At 54.7% G+C, this 21981-nt stretch carries 21 protein-coding genes and 1 tRNA gene; 8 read left to right on the top strand and 14 right to left on the bottom strand.

What is annotated here, in order from left to right:
* Positions 1 to 452: 452 nt before the first annotated feature.
* The 7 genes from FOM92_RS10375 (at position 453) to FOM92_RS10345 (ending at position 11114) form a co-directional block, all read left to right on the top strand.
* On the top strand, positions 453 to 899 hold the full coding sequence (locus tag FOM92_RS10375; RefSeq protein ID WP_143776801.1) for a DUF2924 domain-containing protein: 447 nt from the start codon (positions 453 to 455) through the stop codon (positions 897 to 899).
* Positions 889 to 2604: a recombinase family protein gene (locus tag FOM92_RS10370; protein ID WP_143776800.1), complete on the top strand. Its 1716-nt coding sequence runs from the start codon at positions 889 to 891 to the stop codon at positions 2602 to 2604. The genes FOM92_RS10375 and FOM92_RS10370 overlap by 11 nt, the downstream gene beginning before the upstream one ends.
* A gap of 399 nt (positions 2605 to 3003) precedes the next feature.
* Complete coding sequence (locus FOM92_RS10365) at positions 3004 to 3639, top strand: RNA polymerase sigma factor (RefSeq protein WP_143776799.1); 636 nt, start codon at positions 3004 to 3006, stop codon at positions 3637 to 3639.
* Positions 3640 to 4030: 391 nt separating this feature from the next.
* Complete coding sequence (locus tag FOM92_RS10360) at positions 4031 to 4627, top strand: RNA polymerase sigma factor (protein WP_211347392.1); 597 nt, start codon at positions 4031 to 4033, stop codon at positions 4625 to 4627.
* Positions 4624 to 5739, top strand: a complete 1116-nt coding sequence (locus tag FOM92_RS10355; RefSeq protein ID WP_143776798.1) for a FecR family protein — start codon at positions 4624 to 4626, stop codon at positions 5737 to 5739. The genes FOM92_RS10360 and FOM92_RS10355 overlap by 4 nt, the downstream gene beginning before the upstream one ends.
* A gap of 111 nt (positions 5740 to 5850) precedes the next feature.
* Positions 5851 to 8568: a TonB-dependent receptor gene (locus tag FOM92_RS10350; protein WP_170226850.1), complete on the top strand. Its 2718-nt coding sequence runs from the start codon at positions 5851 to 5853 to the stop codon at positions 8566 to 8568.
* A gap of 212 nt (positions 8569 to 8780) precedes the next feature.
* Positions 8781 to 11114, top strand: a complete 2334-nt coding sequence (locus FOM92_RS10345; protein ID WP_170226849.1) for a prolyl oligopeptidase family serine peptidase — start codon at positions 8781 to 8783, stop codon at positions 11112 to 11114.
* Between the two features lie 277 nt (positions 11115 to 11391).
* Here the strand turns inward: FOM92_RS10345 and FOM92_RS10340 are convergent.
* Both FOM92_RS10340 and FOM92_RS10335 read right to left on the bottom strand, forming a co-directional pair.
* Positions 11392 to 11478, bottom strand: a tRNA-Leu gene (locus tag FOM92_RS10340).
* Positions 11443 to 11628 carry a hypothetical protein gene (locus tag FOM92_RS10335; protein WP_143776795.1) on the bottom strand — a complete coding sequence of 62 codons (186 nt, stop codon included), beginning with the start codon at positions 11626 to 11628 and terminating at the stop codon, positions 11443 to 11445. Before FOM92_RS10335 ends, FOM92_RS10340 begins: the two co-directional genes overlap by 36 nt.
* Between FOM92_RS10335 and FOM92_RS10330 the strand changes: the two genes are divergently transcribed.
* The gene (locus FOM92_RS10330; protein ID WP_143776794.1) at positions 11622 to 11891 is read left to right on the top strand and encodes a hypothetical protein; all 270 of its coding nucleotides are present in this window, start codon (positions 11622 to 11624) and stop codon (positions 11889 to 11891) included. The genes FOM92_RS10335 and FOM92_RS10330 overlap by 7 nt on opposite strands.
* On the opposite strand, the gene FOM92_RS10325 is transcribed toward FOM92_RS10330, so the two are convergent.
* The 12 genes from FOM92_RS10325 to FOM92_RS10270 form a co-directional block, all read right to left on the bottom strand.
* Entirely contained in the window at positions 11888 to 12919 is a 1032-nt protein-coding gene (locus tag FOM92_RS10325; protein WP_143776793.1) for a sigma-54 interaction domain-containing protein, read from the bottom strand. The two genes, FOM92_RS10330 and FOM92_RS10325, sit on opposite strands and share 4 nt — an antisense overlap.
* A gap of 168 nt (positions 12920 to 13087) precedes the next feature.
* A complete protein-coding gene (locus FOM92_RS10320; RefSeq protein WP_143776792.1) occupies positions 13088 to 13942 on the bottom strand; it encodes a flagellar motor protein MotB in 855 nt (284 codons plus the stop codon).
* Positions 13942 to 14805 (bottom strand): flagellar motor stator protein MotA, encoded by an 864-nt coding sequence (gene motA, locus FOM92_RS10315; protein ID WP_143776791.1) that lies wholly within the window; start codon positions 14803 to 14805, stop codon positions 13942 to 13944. The genes FOM92_RS10320 and motA overlap by 1 nt, the downstream gene beginning before the upstream one ends.
* Positions 14806 to 14939: 134 nt before the next feature.
* Positions 14940 to 15770, bottom strand: coding sequence for a flagellin N-terminal helical domain-containing protein (locus tag FOM92_RS10310; RefSeq protein WP_143776790.1), 831 nt, complete (start codon positions 15768 to 15770; stop codon positions 14940 to 14942).
* Between the two features lie 12 nt (positions 15771 to 15782).
* Entirely contained in the window at positions 15783 to 17114 is a 1332-nt protein-coding gene (gene flgK / locus FOM92_RS10305; protein WP_143776789.1) for a flagellar hook-associated protein FlgK, read from the bottom strand.
* Positions 17111 to 17476: a rod-binding protein gene (locus FOM92_RS10300; RefSeq protein ID WP_143776788.1), complete on the bottom strand. Its 366-nt coding sequence runs from the start codon at positions 17474 to 17476 to the stop codon at positions 17111 to 17113. Before FOM92_RS10300 ends, flgK begins: the two co-directional genes overlap by 4 nt.
* A complete protein-coding gene (locus tag FOM92_RS10295; RefSeq protein WP_143776787.1) occupies positions 17473 to 18561 on the bottom strand; it encodes a flagellar basal body P-ring protein FlgI in 1089 nt (362 codons plus the stop codon). The genes FOM92_RS10300 and FOM92_RS10295 overlap by 4 nt, the downstream gene beginning before the upstream one ends.
* Positions 18561 to 19217, bottom strand: coding sequence for a flagellar basal body L-ring protein FlgH (locus FOM92_RS10290; protein ID WP_143776786.1), 657 nt, complete (start codon positions 19215 to 19217; stop codon positions 18561 to 18563). The genes FOM92_RS10295 and FOM92_RS10290 overlap by 1 nt, the downstream gene beginning before the upstream one ends.
* A 1-nt stretch (position 19218) precedes the next feature.
* Positions 19219 to 20007 (bottom strand): flagellar basal-body rod protein FlgG, encoded by a 789-nt coding sequence (gene flgG, locus FOM92_RS10285; protein ID WP_143776785.1) that lies wholly within the window; start codon positions 20005 to 20007, stop codon positions 19219 to 19221.
* Positions 20008 to 20019: 12 nt separating this feature from the next.
* Positions 20020 to 20763: a flagellar basal body rod protein FlgF gene (locus FOM92_RS10280; protein WP_143776784.1), complete on the bottom strand. Its 744-nt coding sequence runs from the start codon at positions 20761 to 20763 to the stop codon at positions 20020 to 20022.
* Between the two features lie 71 nt (positions 20764 to 20834).
* Positions 20835 to 21662, bottom strand: coding sequence for a flagellar hook-basal body complex protein (locus tag FOM92_RS10275; RefSeq protein WP_143776783.1), 828 nt, complete (start codon positions 21660 to 21662; stop codon positions 20835 to 20837).
* A 3-nt stretch (positions 21663 to 21665) separates the two neighbouring features.
* Positions 21666 to 21980 (bottom strand): flagellar hook assembly protein FlgD, encoded by a 315-nt coding sequence (locus FOM92_RS10270; protein WP_143776782.1) that lies wholly within the window; start codon positions 21978 to 21980, stop codon positions 21666 to 21668.
* Position 21981: the final 1 nt, after the last annotated feature.

Here is a 21981-nt window from a genome sequence, read left to right as displayed (position 1 = left end):
AGCGAAATATGCAAATGACCCATTTTCTGCCGAGGCAAAACGCGGATCAAAATAAATTCGTATCTGCTTAAACGCGGTCTGGATTGCAAGTGAGTCTCGAACATAAAGATTCACTTGCTTCCTTAAAAATATAGCAGTAAAACAAAGTCATGGAGTCGCCCTGACTGCAAAAAAGCAGTCGGGTTTTAGGTGGTAAAAGCAGAAATTCTGCTTTGATCTTGGAGACCGCCGATGACCACCGCACGATGCCCGATACAGCACGCTCCTGCGCTCGTCCTACTCTCGTTGCCAGAAGGCGCAAGCATCTCCGATATTCCGGCAGCGACAGATCGGCCGCTTGACAGCTCCCACGGCATATTTGCCGGATTACGCAAACGAGGAATTGGCCTTGAAAGCAAACGCCTCGATGAAATGTGGTACTATTTACTGAAAAGCCGACCGGAGCGTTTTTGATGGCTGGTGTCCGAAAAAATGGAATCGAAGCCAAGCTTGTCGAACTCGAGGCAATGGGTATTTCAGCTCTTCGCGACCGTTGGGCGGAGCTCAGCGATGCTCCCTTGCCACAGGTGCCTGTGCGCCTGCAACGACGTCTGATCGCGTATCGGATTCAGGAGCGGCGCTATGGTGGCCTGCCACTCACCTTGCGCAAAGCAGTCATGGAAAGCGAAGGTCATTCGGCGCGCAAGCAAGGTCAGAATGCAACTTCTGAACTCTCCCCCGGAACCTGCCTTATTCGTGAATGGCGGGGCAAAACCATATCGGTGGTTGTTGCAGAGGACGGCTCGGTCGAATGGGAGGCTGAGAAGTTTCGGTCGCTGAGCGAGATCGCTCGGATGGTAACAGGTACACGCTGGTCAGGGCCACGGTTCTTTGGACTGGGGCAAAAACATGGCGGCTGACGCAAAACGGAAGGTGCGCTGTGCGATTTACACACGGAAATCGACGGAAGATGGCCTTGAACAAGAGTATAATAGTCTCGATGCCCAATATGACGCCTGTGCTGCCTATGCCTTAAGCCAGCGCCATGAAGGCTGGACACTATTATCCGAACGTTATGATGACGGCGGGTTCTCCGGAGGAAACATGGAGAGACCCGGCCTTAAGAAGCTTATGGCAGATGTCGAGACGGGCAAGGTCGATATAATCTTGCTGTATAAGATGGATCGCCTCACCCGATCTTTATCCGATTTCGCCCGGATCGTTGATGTGCTGGATCGCAAAGGCGCAAGCTTCGTCTCGATCACCCAGTCGTTCAATACAACGACGAGCATGGGCCGCCTCACCCTCAATATGCTCTTATCCTTTGCCCAGTTTGAGCGCGAGGTCACCGGGGAGCGTATCCGGGACAAGATCGCGGCTTCCAAAAAGAAAGGCATCTGGATGGGCGGCAATGTACCGCTCGGCTACGACGTTAAAGACCGCCGACTGGTCGTAAATGAGAATGAAGCCGAACTCGTGCGACATATCATGCGTCGATATATCAAGTTGGGGTCGGTATCAGATTTGGTCGAAGAGCTTGCCGCGCAGGGTTACCGCACCAAAGTGCAGAAAGGGACAAGTGGTCCGCATAAAGGCGGTTGCACGTTTCAGCGCGGAACCATCTACCATCTACTGTCCAATCGCATTTATCGTGGGATGATCGTCCATAAAGGCGACGCTTACCCCGGTGAGCATGCAGCAATCGTGCCGGAAGATCTTTGGGACGCGGTCCAACACACCGTCGCAAGCCGGAGCAGCGGCGGAGCGAGCAAAAAATCGAAAACGCATCCAAGTCTGTTGATTGGCAAGTTATTCGACGGTCTCGACCGACCTATGACCCCGACTCACAGCAAAAAGGGTGTTAAGCGTTATCGTTATTATATCAGCCGCGTAGTGGACGGCGCGGGGGAAGCAGTTGAGCCGTTATGGCGCGTTACGGCGACGGACATTGAAAAGCTGGTATATGATCAAGTCCTCGCGCTTCTGTCTAGCCAATCCAAAATCCATGCATTGTTAAAGCGGACCAACGCCGACGCACAGCTTATCCAGCGCGTCTTCCGAAAGGCCGATATTGCGGCAGCAATTATTCGGAGTGGCAACGCGATCGATCGCGCAAGGTTAGTCACCAACTTAATCGACAAGGTCAAGATATACGATCGACGGCTAGAACTATCCCTATCCGCAATCGATCTTTTCAAACTACTCGAGATTGAAAGTCACAATACCCAATTGGAAGAAATCACTCTGTCTTGCGAAGTTGATAGGGTTCGTAAAGGCCACGCCATAAGGTTGGTTATACCTGCTTCGGATGCTATGACAGATCAACGGCCCAGAAACCAAAGGCTTGTCAGTTTAATCCGAGAAGCGCATCAAATACTGCAAATTGTGTATGAGAATCCCCGACAGTCGCTGTCGTCTCTCGCCTCCAGTCATGGCAAATGCCGAACGCACATGGCACGCTTCATCGCTATCACCTGCCTTGCTCCTGATATCATCTCTGCAATTATGGAAGGCACGCAGCCGGTTACGCTCAAAAAGAGTGATTTGTTGAGTAAGGAGCTTCCGATGTGCTGGAAGAATCAAAGGGTCTTTCTGGGGTTTACCTCACAAACTTCGGCCCATTGAATCTCGGGATAGAAAGGGAAAAGGAAAGAAACGGAAAGCTCACCTAGGCTAACAGCCATCAGCACGTTTGTATTCGACCTGAACTTTGGGGTCTAGGATTGCCGACGGAAATATTGCCGTCAACGGGAACGGATGCTTCAACTCGCCCGGCCCAATATCATCAGTGTTTGCGCTTTGTGGCTCAAACCGAGAGGAGAGCGCATTTAGGATTTTCAAGTAATAGTCGAGACCCACATTAAGAGATCGGTGGTTTTTCCGGACAGCGCCGATCGATTTTCAGCCGCGACGTTTGTCGGGCATCAAAGCGATTTGGTCGAAACACCCCAAGTTGCCGTAACGGAAAATCGCATTTGAGGTGTCTTCCCTTTTGGCGGTCATTTGTCGCCGGGGAGGAACAAAATGACGTGGGACAATAGCGCACGCAATGAAGATGACTTCATCGAAGCTGCATCGAGTGCAGATGGAGCAAGTAACAACAGAGAGCAGGATTGCCTCAATTGTTCGGGTGAAGAGAGCCGGAGCCGGGCAGAATGGTTGGTTGCAGAAATACTACCCTATGAAGACTGGCTACAGAACTGGATCGCACGCCGGTTCCCAAAGGAGGGCGACCTTGATGATGTCGTGCAGGAAAGCTTCGAGCGACTGCTCTGCGTCGCAAACACGGCTCCTATCGATAATCCGAAAGCATATCTTGGCCAAACGGCTACAAGTATAGTGCTGTGCCGCATTAGGCGGCGTAAGATAGTACGTATCGACTATCGTGATGATCTGGAGTGTATGGAATTACATGCAACTGAGCCTCTTCAGGATCGTGTGGCAGAAGGGCGCGAGCAATTAGACCTCATCGAACAGGCTTTGAAGCAGCTGCCTGAACGATGTCGGGAAGTGGTTCGATTGCGTCGTCACGAAAACCTGTCGCAACGCGATACGGCGCAAATATTAGGAGTGAGCGTAAGTGCGATTGAAAAAGATTTGCGCCGTGCCGTGCGCCATGCGCGTGCGGCTCTGGAAGAGTCGGACGAAGATATTTGCTAGAACTTAAAGAGCCAGCTGCCGCGTGGCAGCCGATCTGAGACCCCGGAAGGTAAACCCCAAAAACGCCAAAGACTTGCCGCGAAAATATATTCGCACGGTCCGCTGATGCTGTTTCTGACGCGGCACTGAACGAGGCGTGGTAGCGGATTTCAATGGGATAGAGGTAATTGCCGTGCACAGGCGGGCAGTAGCGAAAATGTCCAGCGCCTTTTGTCTGATCGGGCAAGCGTACAAATGTTGAATCGGGTGTTGGTGATGTAGGCCTCGCGCAGATCATGTTACGGCTTTATCGTCGCCGATTGTCTAACATTTACGAAAGCGGTGAACTCCGGGAAGATAAGGGTATATCTTGCCCAATGTGGGAAGTCTGGGAGAAGATTGACGTATAAAAATGTCCGATGATATTGCGTTGCATGGCTGGTTCTGCCGGGAGGTGCTCCCTCTCGAACGGGCGCTCACGCACTATATTCGGCGCAATCTGCGCGATCCCGATGCCGTAACTGATGTACGCCAGGAGATATACGAGCGTGCGCTGCTCGGCGCGCGCCGAGACCTGCCTATAAATACGCAGGCTTATCTCTACACGATCGCGCGTAACTTGCTGATCAATACGGCGCGACGGGCACAGATAGTCTCGATTGAGCATGTTGCAGAACTGGAGGACGTAAGGCACGAAGTGGATATGTTGGAAACCGAACGCCATTTAAACGCACGGGACGAGTTGCGGCGTGCAATGGCCGCGCTCGAGCAGTTACCGCCGCGCTGCCGCGAGGTTGTACGTTTGCGCAAAGTTGAAGGCTATACGACGCGCGAAACCGCCGATCATCTGGGCGTAGGGATCGATACAATCGAAAAGCAGCTTACCAACGGCATGCGCGCTATAGCGGATTTCATGTTGGGTGGCTCCGGCCGTATCAAGAGACCCGCAGCAAATACGGCGCGTGCCGAGACAAGTTCGAGCGCCACGCCGGCAAAGGACGTGCCATGAGTGCGGCTTTGATCGAACAACAGGCTGCGGTCTGGTTGATGCGGCGCGAGGAGCCGGACTGGTCGCCTGAGCAGGAAGCTGAATTTGCAGCCTGGATGGATGCCGGTATGGCGCACAAGGCGGCCTATTGGCGTCTGGAACATGCATGGCGGCAAGCAGACCGTATCGCTGCGTTGGGACTGACCTCTGGCGAATCAGACGGGATTGGCGAAGGTTCTGACGATAACATTGTTATATCAGAAACTAGGGACATGGTGTCGCCTACGGCCGATATTGTCGCATTAAAAGCAAAGGAAACGGCATCGCCGCGCCGTCTATGGCGCCCAGCGGCTATCGCCGCCTCGCTTGCGCTCTTTGGCTCTACAGTAGCATTTGCACCGCAACTTTGGGAACGGACATTTAACAGTGATCCCACCATCGCGGTCTTTTCGGATACCTCGGCTTCGATTTCTTCCGCCCCGCCGCCCGATGCGGAGGCCCTCACTACGCCAATAGGCGGGCGTAAAATGGTACGACTGACAGATGGCAGCCGCATCGAGCTTAACACCCAAACTTTGGTTCGCGCCGATATTACGAACCAGCGCCGTGAAGTTTGGCTCGAAAAGGGCGAAGCCTATTTTGAGGTGAAGCGCGCCGACAAGCTTCCCTTCATCGTACATGCAGGCAATCGGACGGTTACCGTTCTTGGAACCAAGTTTTCGGTACGGCGAAACGGCGATCAGGTTTATATCGCAGTGGTCGAGGGACGTGTCCGGGTTGATGAGAGCCAATCAGGCGAAGCGCCGCGCACGACGATCATTACCGGCGGTGAAATGGTTGTGGCACAAGGGCTGTCAACCCTGGTAACCGCCAAGCAGGCCGCACGCGTCGAAAGCAATTTGGCTTGGCGGGACGGCATGCTGTCGTTCGACCGCATGTCGCTGGGCGAAGCGGCCGCCGAATTTAATCGCTATAATGATCAGAAGATCATCGTCGAGCCTTCGGCCGCAGCAATCCGCATCGGTGGCACATTCCGCGCGTCCAATGTCGATGCTTTTGTTCGCCTGCTCGACAATGCTTATGGCTTGCATGTGGAAGAGCACGACGGCCAAATAGTTATTTCAGGCGAATGAAGAGCAGAAAATGCAGGTTATGTGAATTTTTTGTTACGGCTTTTACCTCGTTACCTGTCTGACCCGATTGAGGATGGCAAAATGCCAAAATTAACGGGGGAGGGATTGAAAATGACCGATAGCAAAAAATTTCTCGGCTTACTTGCAACTACGACATGCATCGTTGCAATGGCTATGCCGGCGCAGGCGCAGGTTCGGAGCTATGATATTCAGGCAGGCGATATGCAGACGGCGCTCGATAACTATGCGCGTCAATCCGGCCGTCAGCTGATCTATAAGGTCGATGAGGTAAAGGGTAAGCGGAGCAAGGGCGCGCGTGGAAATCTATCTGCTGATGCAGCGCTGAAAAAGATTTTAGCCGGGACTGGTTTCCAGGCGCGTATTGACACAATGGGCGCCATTGCCATTGCGAAAATGGGAAACGGCGGCGACAGTAGTTCCGGGTTTAGAGCGGCTGCCGCTGGCTCGGAAGAATCTGTGTCTTCAAATGGGGAAGCCTCGCCCAATGCCGGAGGGGCAGCGCTATCATCCGACCATGATGATAAGAACGACATTGTGGTCACGGGTTCTCACATCCGCGGTGTTGATACTGCGGCACCTTCGATCACAATAGATCGTTCGGCACTTGAGCGGACAGGTTATTCTTCTGTCGCGGAAGTGTTCCAGCGGGTGCCGCAAAATTTTACGGACATCAGTGCAGGCACAGGCTCACTCGGAACCAATATCGGAACGCCGTTGTCGAGTGCAAACGCCAGTAGTCGCAGCGAAGGCGTAAATCTCCGGGGCCTTGGCGCCAACTCAACCCTGGTACTGCTGGATGGCAAGCGACGAGCCGGCAGCATCGGCGGTCGCGTGGTCGACATATCAGTACTTCCGATCTCCCTTATAAAAAGCATTGAGATCGTTTTCGGTGGGCGTTCGGCAGTCTACGGCTCAGATGCCGTTGGCGGCGTTGTAAACTTCGTAACCCGCAAAGATTTTGAGGGCGCAGAAACAACAGCATTTTTTAGCACCACTGAAAAGGGCGGTGAACGCTTTCAGGCCAGTCAACTGGTAGGGGTAAACGGCGACGCTGGTAATATTGTCGCAGCATACGATTATTCTGAAGATTGGGAATACGACCTTGTCAACGCCGGGTATACGCAACCGCTCACTAGCCCGTTCGATACGCAGACTTTTCTTGCGCTTCAGGCTCAGCAGCCGTCGCGCCGTCATTCGGCATATGTCGCTGGTGAATTATCGGTAAATGATGTTTTGCAAATCTATGTGAGCGGCCTTTATTCAACTCGACGTAGTAATTCATTTTTCTCAATTCAAAGCACTCTGGCAAGTAAACCTGATACGACCCAGGACACCATTACTTCAGAGCAATACTCAATTACAGGCGGAGCGCGTACAGCTTTATCAGGTGATTGGGAGCTCGATATATCAGGCACAATCTCCCGTGTTAACGAAAAATCAGACACACTTACAATATTTAATAGATTCGGCCCAGGAACAGAAACTCGCGCGAGTGAACGACAATCGGATATATTGGATTTCTCCGCGATCGTGGACGGACCATTATTCACGATTGGCGGAATTACACCAAAGGCTGCATTTGGAATTGAAGCGCGCAGCGAAGCGTTAGAACGAGTAGGCTTTACCAATACGGTGGTAACCACGCCGTTCCAGAAACAATCCCGCTCGGTGCAGTCGGCTTTTCTGGAACTTAATATTCCACTTATGCAAGGCTCGCAGTCGCTAGATATTTCTTTGGCCGGCCGCTTTGATCGATATAGCGATTTTGGCGACACATTTAACCCGCATTTTGGTGTCATATATTCACCAATAGCAGGTTTGACTATAAAAGGGGCATATTCGACAGCGTTTCGCGCGCCCGACGTGATCAACCTTGGCGCGAATAGTGAATTTCAAATATTCCCACTCCCCGATCCGCAATCAAGTACCGGATTTTCAAATGTACTGGTTTGGCAGGGAGACGCTTCTGGGCTTCGCCCAGAAAGCGCGGAAACGTGGACAGTCAGCGCAGCCTATCAACCGGAATTCGCTCCCTGGTTATCGCTGTCCGCTGGCTACTTTTCAGTAAACTATGATGATCGTATAGATCGGGCGTTTCCAACATTCACTGATGTCTTCAATGCCTTTTTTAATCCGGACATATATGTCGATCAGATAGAACGTACGCCAAGTGCCGCGCGAATTAATGAAATTCTCGAAACTGCAGAAAATTCAGGTAATTTTACTGGTATTGCCTGGGACCCCGCAACGCAGAATTTACTGGACGCCATCCCCGATATTATTGTGCTTGATGTCAAAACATCGAACGTAGCGTCGGAGAAGATCCGGGGAATTGATTTTTCCGTGTCAGGCAAATTTGCTACGGAAATAGGGGATATATCCATTAGCGCGTCCGGAGCCTATGTATTAAAGCATAACCGGCAAATCACCCTCAATGCCCCGTTTGTTTCACGGCTGAATGATGTTGGCAAGCCCGTGGACTTTAAATTGCAAGGTCAGGTGAACTGGACGAGAGAGGCATATTCTCTCAACGCGATTGTGAATTACACTGACGGCTATCGGAACTCGTTTGTTAATCCTGTGGGTTCGATAGATTCTTTCACGACTGTGGACATTTCAACCTCCGTGAACCTCGGGGAGATTTGGCAAGGCCCTGTGTCTAAGGGGCTTCGTTTCACTCTGAACATCAATAACCTATTTGATGCTCGGCCACCGCGGTTCGAGAGCACAAGCTCGACCACATATGATCATATAAACGCATCACCATTTGGTCGGACGTTTTCAGTTCGATTGGTCAAGAACTGGTAGAGCTAGAAAAACGCGAGTCAGGTTGTCGCTCGTACACGTGACTCGCCTTTCTCAGTACCCTGCACCACCACCCTTTGAGGGAGTGTTTCATGCGGACAAATTAGAACTATAGTTCATGTAGAGAGGTCACAGTTATGCACAGGATAATCCGTTTCATTACAGGCGAACGGGCGCCGCTTTTCAGAGGCGGATCCGGCCATGTACGGAGATCTATGAAATCTGCATTGGTTATAACTCTACTTCAAGCAGGCTCCATTAGTGCCATTGGGGCAGCCAACGCTCAAGAGAGTTTTACAGTGGAGGATTCCATTGAGCTTGCGCGATTCAGCGATCCCTATCCCCGCGGTCGCGGTGAGGCGAAGCTCAATATATCCCCTGACGGCCGGTATCTCGCGGTCGTCACCACCCGAGGTGTGATTGCATCGGATCAACTCGAATCCAAGCTACTGATTTTCGATTTGAGCGGCTTGGCCAAGGGGGGCAAGTCTTTTGAACCGGATTCGTTTCAGCCAATTCGATCGGTTACGGTTTCCGGAAAGGTCCGAGTTTATGCTGGCGACTATGGTTCGCTCATTAGTTCCGTCAAATGGGGTTCCCGCCCCGGTGCCATCTATTATCTTGCCGAGGCGGAGGGCGGGAGGCGCGACCTTTATCGGCTGAACGTCGATAAGGATCGTTCACCTGAACGGATCAGTGATGGGAAGTCTGGCGTTGCATCTTTTGGGGAGCGCAGCGGCCGTTTGGTTTTCGCTTCAATCCCGCCCTATGTTGAGCGTCCGGGCGTTCCGGACACCAGGCAAGTCAATGCATCGGCCTACGACATCACGGGCGCGAACATGGCGCAACTTATCGTTCCGCAGCAGTGGGACAAGATCGGACAAATGAACCCGGATCTATACATCTTAGCAGCCGACGGCGGGCCGTCATTGGTCGGGCCGATCTCTGGCGCAGGAATGTACCCGGCAAAGTATACGGAATTGCTCGATCCGGCGATCTCGCAAGACGGGCGTCATGCGATCGTTCTTGCGACCGCCCCGGCTTCACCGCCCGAATGGCAGAATTACGAACGCATTCCCGGTGCGACGCTTGCTACCGGGCCGGCGACGGAGGAAGGGGTACGACCCCATTTTAGTTGGCCTATCATTTATGCCATTGCAGATCTTGAGAAGGGTACGTTCGAACCGCTGGCGAATGCGCCGATCACTCAGCTCCTTGGTTATAGGGATTTACCTGCTGCATCCTGGTCCGAGGACGGAAAATGGGTCGTAATAACGGGCCTTTACCACCCTCTAAAAGCGAATGGCGATCATGCTAAGAAGGATCGACGGCCCTGTGCCGTGGCGATTGTGGAGGTCGCCAATAAGGGATTTAGTTGCCTCTTGGAATCACGCAGCGGGCTTAACGATAAGCCGTTTGAGTACGTCTCGGGCGTCCGCTTTATCGGCAAGGCGCAGCTTGAGGTCATGTGGTCCGCAAAAGGAGCAGCAGCTACGAGGCTGGTTTACGAGAGGAAGAACAAGCAGTGGAATAAAGTGCCCGCCGCGGCCGCACTGGCTGAAAAGGCTCCTGCCAAGCTCGACATCGTCCTGAAGCAAGATTTTAATGTTCCCCCTGCGCTCTGGCTCAAGCAAGCAGGAAAACCGGATCAGTTTCTCTGGACGCCGACGCCCGACGTTGATCTGTCGAAATCTGCGGTCGCGAAGGAATTTGTCTGGAGCGATTCGACGGGGCATCAATGGAAAGGGACGTTGCTGACGCCTCCAGGATATGAGCGCGGGGTCAAATATCCCCTCATCGTTCAGACGCACAGCGGCTATATTCCCAATGAATTCTTCACGGATGGCGCCTTTACGTCGGGCTATGCAGGTCGCCCACTGGCGGATGCAGGGTTTGTTGTTCTGCAAATGCACAACCGGTCTGAGACCTGGATGACCGATCAGGAAATTCCGGCCTTTCAGGCCGGACTGGATGCTGCGATCGATAAACTGGCGGATATGGGACTGGTGGATGCGGCGCGGGTCGGATTGATCGGCTTTAGCCGAACTGCTCATCATGTCCGATCGGTGCTGGTTCGCTCTCCTGACCGCTATGCCGTCGCAGCGATTACCGACGGTATCGACCATAGTTATATGCAAGAACTGATCTGGAACAACGGTGAAGCGCCGGTCGTTTATGGCACTCAGCCTTACGGTCCTGGTCTGAAGAAATGGATGGAAGAAGCGCCAGGCTTCAATCTTCATCGGGTGAAGGCTCCTTTGATGGTGACAGCGATCACACTGGGATCCGTTCTTATGGAGTGGGAAGTCTATGCTTCTCTGAAGCTACAGGGCAAACCTGTGACGTTTCTTTATATTCCCGACGGCCAACACGTCCTGCAGAATCCATTGGAGCGCCTTGCTTCTCAAGGCACCACGTTCGACTGGTTTCGCTTCTGGCTGCAGGGCGTCGAGGACAATAGCCCTGACAAGGCGGGTCAATATGAATCCTGGAGATCGATGCGGAGCAAGGCTTGTGCCGCCAATCAGGTGAGCCAGGCACTATGTTGACTCATTCATGCGTCTGTTGGTGCAGATTCTCCAAATGACGATGTAGTTTCGTACAGAGGTTGTTCATAATCAAAATCATTCGAAGCGGCGAGATCAATTGTTTTGCCTGAAAAACGCCCACCAGAGAATCAAGTCATCATTTATTGGAAAATAGTTCAAAGCAGGGCCTTCTCTGTCCACAACTATCTATAACCACTTCGCCAAAGGGCGCAAAACTCCTCGAAAAATCCCATTCAATTTTTCAAAAAGAAGTCACATAAAAAGAGTGGCTTAGATGTGGTGCGGCCAAGAAGACTCGAACTTCCACGGGCTTTCGCCCACAACGACCTCAACGTTGCGCGTCTACCAATTCCGCCATGGCCGCACGCGCCTCGACAGGTAGGAGAGCGCCCCTAGCAAAGCGGTCCTGCGCACGCAACAGGCTTTGTGCACCCAAATAGGCTGGAAAGTCTGTCGCAGAACGGAACAGTTTAAAGATTTCATCCGCCCGGTCGTTTGTTTCGGGGTATGACAAGGGCTTTCACCCGCCATTCCACTTGCGCAGCATGGTTAAAGCAGCGTTTACCTTTTACGGTGTTTGCTCTTTTGCCCTTGCTTCTGGCCGCGACACCGGCTGATGCACCGACATCGTCGGCGCGCGTGACCCGCGTGGGCACGGCAACTGTCCAGATCATTCGGGCAGAGCCGGTTTCAGCCGAACCGCGTAAGCCCGATACCAAACAGCCGGACCGGCAATATCGGCGACGGGATCAGGTGCCGCTGGTCGAATTTTTCTAGGCGGCAATTTTTTCCAGACGGTATTTGCGCATCTTTTCGATCAGTGTGGTGCGCTTCAAGGTCAGGAGACGTGCTGCTTCGGAAATGACACCTTCGGCATGCTGCAAAGCCATCTGGATACGTTCCAGTTCCATCCGCTCAACCTGAGCCTTCAGGTCAATGGGTGCATTGAACGACACAGGCGCGCTTTCGGCGGCAGGAAGAACGGGTAACGGTGCCAGCTTGGGCATGCTTTTGCCGAGCAACTGGTCAACACCGAAAGCGTCGATCGTCTCGCCGCCGAACAGGATGTTGGCGCGCTCGATAACGTTGCGCAATTCGCGGACATTGCCCGGCCAGTCGTGCATGGACAGGCGTTGCAGAGCATCCGCATCGAAATGGCAGATTTGACCAGTGCGACCATTTTGAAAATGTGCGATTAACTGGGGGATGTCTTCGACCCGTTGGGCGAGATCCGGCACCTGCAGGACGACAACGCCCAGACGGAAAAACAGGTCTTCGCGAAAACGGCCTTCCAAGATCGCTTTGTCGATTTTCTGGTGGGTCGCCGAAATGATGCGGACATCGACCGGGATGTTGCTGTTGCCGCCAATGCGGGAGATAAGACCGTCTTCCAGAACGCGGAGCAGCTTGACCTGCATGTCAAAACGCATGTCACCGATTTCGTCCAGGAACAGCGTGCCCTTGTCTGCATTTTCGAAATGGCCGGTGCGGCGTGTCTGTGCACCGGTAAATGCGCCGCGTTCATGGCCGAACAATTCCGATTCAATCAGCTCGGCCGGAATGGCGCCGCAATTCAGGGCAACATAGGGCTTTGCGGCACGTGGGCTGGCATTATGTATTGCGCGGGCAACGACCTCTTTACCCGATCCTGACGGACCGCAGATCATGACCGACGCCGAAGAATTTGCCACACGGCGAACCATGTCGCGCAGGGTACCCATGATAGGACTCTTGCCGATCAGCATTTCTTCTATAGAGAGCGGCTTTTCAAATTTTGCCGGAGCCTGTGCTGTTGACGTTACCATGCTTTTTTCCTGTCGGATGAATGCCTTGGCCCCGTTTGTTGTCAATCATGGTAAACGAAATCCTAACAAAACCGGCGCCAAGCGTTAACGAATCCGAAACGGACTAAAAGCACTGCAAAGTGTCAAATTTTGTAAACTGATATATCCATTTTGGATTTCATTTCTGCTCTATTCGGCGACCGTACGCCATCCAAGAGTGATCGACATACGCCGGTTCCGGGGGTCATAAGGGTTCTCGCGGATATAGGGTTCGCGTTCGGCAACCCCCTCGATCCGGACAAACCGGTTCTGCGCGACCCCGGATCGTGTAAGCGCAGCCCGGGTCGCCTCAGCGCGTGCTGCTGACAATTGCCAGTTATTGACGCCCAGCCTGCTGGATGTTGGCTGCGCATCGGTATGGCCACGTATGATCAGGCCATTGGGCAGTTCGGCCAATGTTCCGCCGACTTCGGTCAACAGACGTATCGCATCCGGGGTCAGGATGTCCGTCCCGGAAATGAACATGGAGAAATTCGCTTCATCAATCATGTCGATCCGCAAGCCTTCGCGCGTTTCAGTGAAGCGCAGGCTTTTTGCGATGCGGCGAATTTCTTTCTTTTCACCCAATTTGTTGAGGATCGATTTGCGTACTTCCTGGAACTTGGCGCGATCCTGTCCAATGCCCGACGCTTCCTTGGGGCCACCGGTCGCGTCACGTGGAATGGTCATGCTGCGGGTGCCAGTCTGGCCGGCGCGGTGGGGATATTTGTCCACCGATGTGATGGAGTCGCCACCGAAGAAACTGGTCGAACCGGCGCTGTCCTGTTTGCTGGCCACCAAAGTGGGGGAGAAATAGTCCGCCAGAGCCTTACGTTGCTTTTCAGTTGTCGCACCCAATAGCCACATCAGCAGAAAGAATGCCATCATGGCGGTCACGAAGTCGGCATAAGCCACCTTCCAGGCGCCACCGTGATGACCGCCATGGGGTGCCTCATATACTTTCTTGACGATGACCGGGCGAATAGGTTCGTTCGACTTTGCCATTACCGACCCCGCATTCCGTCAAACACTTCGGCAAAGCTCGGCTGGTTGCTGTGTTCTATGCCCGACCGTGCCGCTTCGATGACGAGCGGCTGCGGGTGGCCGTGAAGTGATGCAATGATCATTTGTTTGACCACATGATAAATGGCGGCATCGGCCTCGATGACTTGCTTTGCGCGGTTCGCGAAGGGGCCGACCAGACCATAGGCCAGCAAAACCCCCAAAAAGGTTCCGACGAGCGCCGACCCGATCATACCGCCCAGGATCGCAGGCGGTTTGTCGATCGATCCCATGGTCTTCACAACCCCGAGAACCGCCGCAACAATCCCCAACGCAGGCAAGGCATCTGCAAGTCCCTGCAGGCCCTCGGCCGGTTTGACGACATGGTGATGGTGGTTCTTGATGCTGTTATCCATGACTTCTTCGACCGCATGCGGGTCGAGCGTTCCGGAAGAAACGACCACCAGCCGCAATGTGTCGCAGATCAAGTGAACCAGTGTCTGGTCCTTCAGCAGCTTTGGATATTCGGAAAATAGCGTCGAGTTTGCGGGATCCTCGATATGGGGTTCTACCGCAACCGGGCCTTCGGTCTTCAGCATCTTCATGAGCTTTGACACCAAAAAGATGCAGTCCAGATAATCCTGCTTTTTATACTGGGGGCCTTTAAAGACCTTTGCCAGACCACCGCCCAGAGCTTTCAGCTCTTTACCCGAATTGCCGATGATGAGTGCGCCCATGCAGGCGCCGCCAATAATCAGCATTTCATGCGGTAACGCATGCATCACTGGCCCGAGATTGCCGCCGGTGAGGGCGAAACCGCCGAACACCATGACCAAAAGGACAATGATACCGATTATTGCAAACATGAAATGGCTGGCCCCTATACGCGTTTATCAATCATGGTAAACGGCGAAAGGTGTCGGATATTAAGTAGTTTTTTTAGGTAAAATGCCAATTTTACGCAAAATGCCGATGCCGATGCCGGCTGACGGTCCAGCGCTTAACTCAGAAAGTCCATAAGTGTGCGGCGGTTGATGCGGGCAAAAGCTGCCTGTGCTGCCTCGAGCGTCAGTGTCATGCCGTTAAGTTCCGCAATTGCGGCACTGAGGTCGGTATCTTCAAGGGAAGAGCGTTCTTCCGCAGTGCTTATTGCCCTTTGTGCGCTATTCTCGTTCAGACGGTCAAGGCGCGCGGCGTTCAGACCCACCGCAGCGATCATATCAGCAGCATGGTTTATCGCGCCATCGACCGCGGTGTTACCGGCTGCGACTTGCGCCATGTTTCCGGCTGCGATTGCGGTGGCGGTGTCGCGCAAGGTCTGGGTAATGGACACGCCGCCGACTTCAAAGACCTCTGCGCGCGTTGGCACGGGTGCAAAGATACTATTGTCATCAAACCTGATTGCCATATTGGCACCGCTTGCAAACAATGGCTGGTCATTTGCTGCCTTTGCCAACGCCATCGAGTCAATTTCATCGGCCAGGGAAGCGAGTTCAAGTGCAATCGTTCCACGGTCTGCCGCCGAGGTCGCGGCATTTGCGCCCGCCAATGTCAGTTCTTTGGCACGGGCGAGAAGATTTGACATTTGACGCAGGCTGACATCTGCTTGCGAGGTCAGGGAAATGCCCAGACTGATATTCGCTGCGCGTGCCGTATCATTTGCCTGCGACCGTGCAAGATCGGCTATACGGGTGGTTGCCACCGGATTATCGGACGCACGTTGAAGGCGTTTGCCGGTCGAGATCTGGACTTGCTTGTCCGCGATGCGCTTCGCCATGCGGGATTGCCGCTGGATCTCTTGCGTCATTCGGTTGCCAGTTGCGTTGATCATCACGGCCTCATCTTAAAAGATGTTCAAAAGGGATTGCATAGTCTCGCGCGCCACCTGAATCGTACGTGCGGCAGCCTCATAGGCCTGCTGGAAACGGAGTAGTTCGGCGGCTTCGCGATCCAGATCGACGGCACCAATGGCATCACGCGCGGCAAACGAACCGTCGCGACGGCTGCTTGCGGCGGCCTCCTGCGCGCGGGCCGCGGCGGTTGTCTGTGCCTGCGCAGCGATCATGGCCGAGATATTCTGCTCAACGCCACCCGGGCCGCGCAAATTGTTGAATGCCAATATATTGCCATTCAAGCTGGCTCCGTTTGCGGCCGCCACGTCATCGGGCGTCAGCGCCACAGCAACCATAGCGGCGGCACCCCCGTTCAGGTTCAATAGCGCTGCGCCAGGATTTCCGTTGGCATCGAGGCCTGCCTGATGGGCTGCGTTCAGCTCCGTCGAAAACTGGGCCGCAAGAGTATCGAGAGCGCTGCGTTGATCCGCGATATGGTCAGCGGCATCACGTAACCCTGCAAGTGCGCCTGATCCCGGCGATAACGTTGTACCGCCCGGATTGATGCCAAAGCTCAACGTACCATTTGCGGCCACACTGACCGAAACGGTAGCGGTAGTTGTACCGTCGACAAGGGTATCACCGGATGCCGTCTTGATAATGGCAGCACCGCGGGCGTCATAGGATATTGCGACATCGGTCGCGTTTGAAATCGTTCCGATCAAGCGGTCGCGTTCGTCGAGCAAGGTGGCCTCGTTGCTGGATCCGGGACGTGCGCGACGTAGCCCGTCATTTATCCGCGAAAGAGCCGAAAGATCGGTGTTCAACTGGGTGACAGCGCCCTGTGCTTCGGTCGCAACGCCCGTGGCGGCAGAACCAAGTGCGCTGGCCGTGCGGCGGAAATTGGCCGCGCTTTCATCGACGGAGGTCAGAAACTGGCGTCGCAAAGTGTCGTTGCCGGGATTTCCGCTCAGCTGTTCGGCGGCGGTGAAAACCGCCGTTACCGCATTTCCGATACCGGCGCCGCCATCGGCGAGCACGCTTTCGGTTGCGGTGACCCAATCAAGCTTGGCGCTTTGGCGGGAGGCTTCGCCACCCGCGATACGCGCATCGTCGATCAACCACTGGTCTGTTGCGCGGGTAACCCCGGCGGCAAGGACGCCACCCGGACGAATACTGTTGCGCGAAAGAACAATATCACCCCCGGAAGGGGCTTCCGCCAGCCGGACGCTACGGCGGACATAACCTTCGGTCTGAGCGTTGGCGATATTGTCGCCCACAACAGACAAGGCCTGGCCATAGGCTTTGATGCCCGACGCTCCAATGGCGAGAAGATCGCTCATCTGATCGCTCCTTTATTATCGGCAGATGCAGCCGCAAGTGCGCCGCCCTTGGTGCCTGTGGAAGCCGGAACCGTTTGTGTAGCCTGTCCCGGGACAGCCTTGGTCAGCTGGCGTTCTATCATATCGGCGATGCCGAACTGGCGAAGACCTGCCATTTGATCAGCCAGTTTCGCGTCCGACATTTCGCGGAAATTGTCGGTTGCGCTCGATCCGAAAATATCATCGCCCAACTTGGCCTGACGCATGCTGGCCATCATCTGGCGAAGCATTACCGCCTCAAATGCCTCTGCAGCCTTACGCAAAGCCGGATCCGGCTTTGCGACAGGGCTGACGGGCTTGGCCTGGGTGAGCGCAATTTTCATATGACGACCAATTCCGCACTTAGGGCGCCAGCTTGTGACAGGGCTTCCAATATCGCCACCAGATCACCCGGCGAGACATTGAGTTTGTTGATCGCTTTCACGATGTCCGAAAGGGAAGCACCCTTGTCCCACAAATAGGCGGGGTTTGTATTTTCCTGGATGGCAATGTCGCTTGATGGTTCCAGCGCTGTCTGTCCGCGGCTGAATGGCGCGGGTTGGACAACGGTGGGATTCTCGTCGACCTTTACCGTCAGTTTGCCATGGCTGACTGCTGCCGGTCCGACGCGGACGGCTCCATTGATGACAACAGTACCTGTCCGTGCGTTGACAATGACGCGTGCAGGTGGCTGCGCCTTCTTGATTTCAATATTCTCGATAATCCCCATCATCCGGATCCGTGCTTCACCCCCGACGGGGGCGTTGATACGGATTGATGCACCATCAACGGCCTGGGCGATATTGCCCCCCAGTTGCCGGTTGATGGCATCCGCCACAAGACCTGCATTGCTGATGTCTTGCTGCGCCAGATTGAACATAAGGTGCGGGCTGTTTGCAAAGCCTGTGTCAACGCTGCGCTCAACGGTCGCACCGCTGCCGATACGACCTGCGGACGGGATGTTGACCGACAGTTTGGATCCGTCAGCTGCATCCACGCCAAGTCCGCCGACAACAAGATTGCCCTGCGCCATCGCGTATATCTGGCCGTCGGCCCCATAAAGCGGGGCCATCACCAGAGTGCCGCCACGAAGCGATTTGGCTTTACCCAGTGCAGACACGGTGACGTCAAGACGTTGCCCCGGCTTGGCAAAAGGCGGAAGCTCGGCCGTGATGACGACCGCGGCGGCATTTTTCAATGCCGGGTTGATACCGGCGGGAAGGTTTACGCCAAAGCGCGAGATCGCGCCTTTGACCCCTTGCGTCGCATAATCGAGGCTGTCGTCGCCCGTTCCGGCGAGACCAACGACGACACCATAGCCGGTGAGCTGGTTGGCGCGCAGGCCTTCGAACTGGCCCATATCCTTAATCCGTTCGGCCTGGACCGCGCAGGACAAGAAAAGGGCGATGAGGATGAACAGCGCGCGCATCAGAACGGACTTATTCTGGAGAAGAAGCGCTGCAGCCAGCCTTGTTGGCTGCCACGGGCGATCTCGCCCTTGCCGGTATAGCGGATGCGGGCATCAGCAACGCGGGTGGATGGAACGCGATTGTCGACGCCGATATCGGCGAGACGGACAATTCCGGAAAACTGCACTTTTTCGTCGCCGCGATTCAATGTGACAAGCTTTTCGCCCCGCACCAGCATCGTGCCATTGGGATAGATGGCGGCAACAGTCACACTTACTTCTCCGGACAGGGCATTGGATTGCGAGGCTTCACCTTTGCCTTTAAACGACTGGTCGCCGCTCATATTTACATCGCTTGGATTAAATAGACCGAGCGGTCCCGTCGTAGGCGGCGTCAACCCCACGCTACCGGTACGTCCGGTCGTGGCGCTATTGCTTTTTGTGGCGCTCATACGCTCGACCAGAACGATGGTCAGTAGGTCGCCGATCCGACTGGCGCGGGCGCCCGATGTCAGGGGGCTATAGTTTTCCGAAAGGAAAATCGCGCCGTTGGTAGGCGCATTTGCCGGCACAGACGGTGCGGTCGGCGTGAAGCTTTCCACAACTTTACGTTCCTTGGCTGCCGAAGGCATCGCCGCGACGAGGATCGTCAGCAGGGAAGCAATGGGCCAGCGCATTTTAGAGGCTCTGTGTAGCATTGCGCATCATTTCATCTGTGGACTGGATCATCTTGCTGTTGACCTCATAGGCACGTTGCGTTTCGATCATGTCGACCAATTCCTCGACGACATTGACATTGCTGGCTTCCAAGGCGCCCGAACGCAGCGATCCGCGACCTTCCTCGCCCGCGCCGCCCACCTGGGGAGCGCCTGAGGCAGGGGTTTCAACAAGCAGGTTGTTGCCGATATTCTGCAAACCGGCAGAGTTCGCAAAACGCGCGATTTCAATACGTCCTACTTCGGTGAGGTCTGCCTGTCCGGCAATCTGGGCCGACACGGTGCCGTCTGCCCCAATGGACACGGAAGTTGCACCTTCGGGGATTTGAATCTGGGGTTGAACGGGCATACCATCCGGTGTGACCAGCGTTCCTTCGGCAGACATGTTGAAGTCGCCGGCACGCGTGTATCCGATACGGCCATCGGGCATCTGCACCTGAAAATAACCGACGCCTTCAATTGCGACATCAAGGGCGTTTCCGGTGGTCGTCAGAGTTCCCTGCGTATCAATGCGCGCTGTACCGTTTACTTGCACGCCGGTACCGAGATTCAGGCCGATCGCATATTTGTTTTCCGCAGAGGATGCGGCTCCCGCAACGGTCATTGCCTGATAGGCGAGCGTTTCGAAGCTTGCGCGGTCGCGTTTGAAGCCAACCGTGTTAACGTTGGCCAGATTGTTGGCGATGACCTGCATGCGCATATTCTGAGCATCCAGACCGGTGCGGGCGACGTGTAGGGCTCCGTTTGACATAGTCGTTAATCCTTATTGCGGTAATGACATGAGATCGGCGGTTGCGGCGTCCATATCACGCGCATCGCCCAGTAATTTGAGTTGTGTGTCCCACGAGCGGCTTGCCTCGATCATTTTGACCAGGGCCTCGGTGGCGCTAACATTTGAGCTTTCAAGGCTGCGTGTGACTATACGTGCATCTGGATCATCGGGCAGAACGCCACCGCCCTTGACGCGAAACAGGCCATCAAGACCTTTGACGACATCCGAACCAGCCGGACTTACAATCTGCAATTTGTCGACCTGTTGCGGTTGGCTGGCATCGCCGCCTTGCGGCACGATCCAGATGTTACCCTGTTCATCGATGTTGATGCTGTCGGCTGGGGGCAGGGTAATGGGCCCTTGTGTGCCTTGCACCGGCCGGCCGTCACCTGTGGTTAGAAGACCGCTGGACGACAGCAGAAGGTCGCCCCTTTTGGTATAGCCGATCTCGCCATTTTCGGCCTGTACGGCCAGCATGGAGTCGCCCGACATCGCGATATCCAGATCCCGGCCGGTCGACACGACGGTACCGGCAACCATATCCGCTGCCAGCACCTCTTCCGAGGCAAAAGCGCGCGTGTCCAGTCTTTGTCCATCAAGCCAAAGCGATTGGGCCTCGGCCAAATCGGATTTGAAACCTGGGGTGTTCGCATTGGCAAGATTATTGGCGATCGCCGTCTGGCGGGCCATTGATCCGCGCATCGCGGTCAGACTGGTGTAGATCAAACGGTCCATAGTTCAGCCTTTCGTCCCGGGTTCGTCATCCTGAAACAGGTTCAGGATGACGATTTCGGGAGGACAAAAAATCAACGGATGGTCACGATGGCCTGTGTCATGTTCGACGCGGTCTCGATCGCCTTCGCATTTGCCTGGAAGTTACGTTGTGCCGAAATAAGCGCGACCAATTCCTCGGTCACATCAACATTGGCGCGTTCCAGAGCACCCGAACGAATGGTGCCGAGCGGGCCATTTGTTGCGGCATCAATGGCTGGCGGGCCGCTGTCGCCGGTCGACTGCCAATGGCTGTCGCCAACCGGGCGCAGACCTTCCTGCGCAGTAAAGCTGGCCATGGCCACTTTACCCAGAACTTCGTCCGAACCATCCGCATAGGTCGCGGTTACCAAACCGTCGATCCCGACCGATACGTTCACCAAAGCAACCGTTGGATTACCTGGCGCATTGGCAGGCAGAACAAAGTCAAAGGCACTTGAAAGGGCTGTAGAGGTAACATTCCCGGCCGCATCCACAGGAAGCAGTTGGAGGGTTGAGCCGATTGTGTCCACGACCTGCCGGTTGGCATTCACTTGAAATGCGCCATTGCGGGTGTAGGTCACTGCGGCCCGGGGGGGATCACCGCGCGATACGAAAAAGCCTTCACCGGCAATGGCCAGATCAAGTGTTTTATCCGATGCCTCCAGCGTGCCTTGTGTGAACTGCTGAACCACAGCATTCAGACGCGTGCCCTGACCAGAGATCATCTTAGTTGTCTGGGTGGGGGCACTTGCAAACAGATCGCCAAATTGGGCACGGCTTTTCTTGAAACCGGTGGAACCAACGTTGGCAAGGTTGTTCGAAATAACCGAAAGGTCGGTTTGTGCGCCCTTCAAGCCTGAAAGTGATGTGTAGAAAGACATGGGTTAAACTCCCTGGTTAGATGCGGCAGTTGCTGCGGGGGTGGTGGCAGCCTTGATGCTGGCCAACAGTTCGGTTTGCGCTGATATCTTGTCGGAGATGGATTTCAGCGAGGTGTTCATTTCGGATATGCCGGCGACGCTGGAAAATTGCGCCATTTGCGCCACCATGGCCTGGTTATCGACGGGATTGAACGGATCCTGTTCCTTCAACTGGGTGGTCATCAGGCGCAGAAAATCGGTTTGGCCCAGTTTCTTCTCTGCCATGTCCTTGGACAGGACCGGCAGGTTCCGGGAGTTTACAGCAGATAAGCTCGTCATG

The sequence above is a fragment of the Sphingorhabdus contaminans genome, from assembly GCF_007280415.1.
In the GTDB taxonomy this organism is placed as follows: Bacteria; Pseudomonadota; Alphaproteobacteria; order Sphingomonadales; family Sphingomonadaceae; genus Sphingorhabdus_B; species Sphingorhabdus_B contaminans.
The sequence above is the reverse complement of the archived record's forward strand: the minus strand, read 5'-3'. Positions and strand labels throughout refer to the sequence as shown.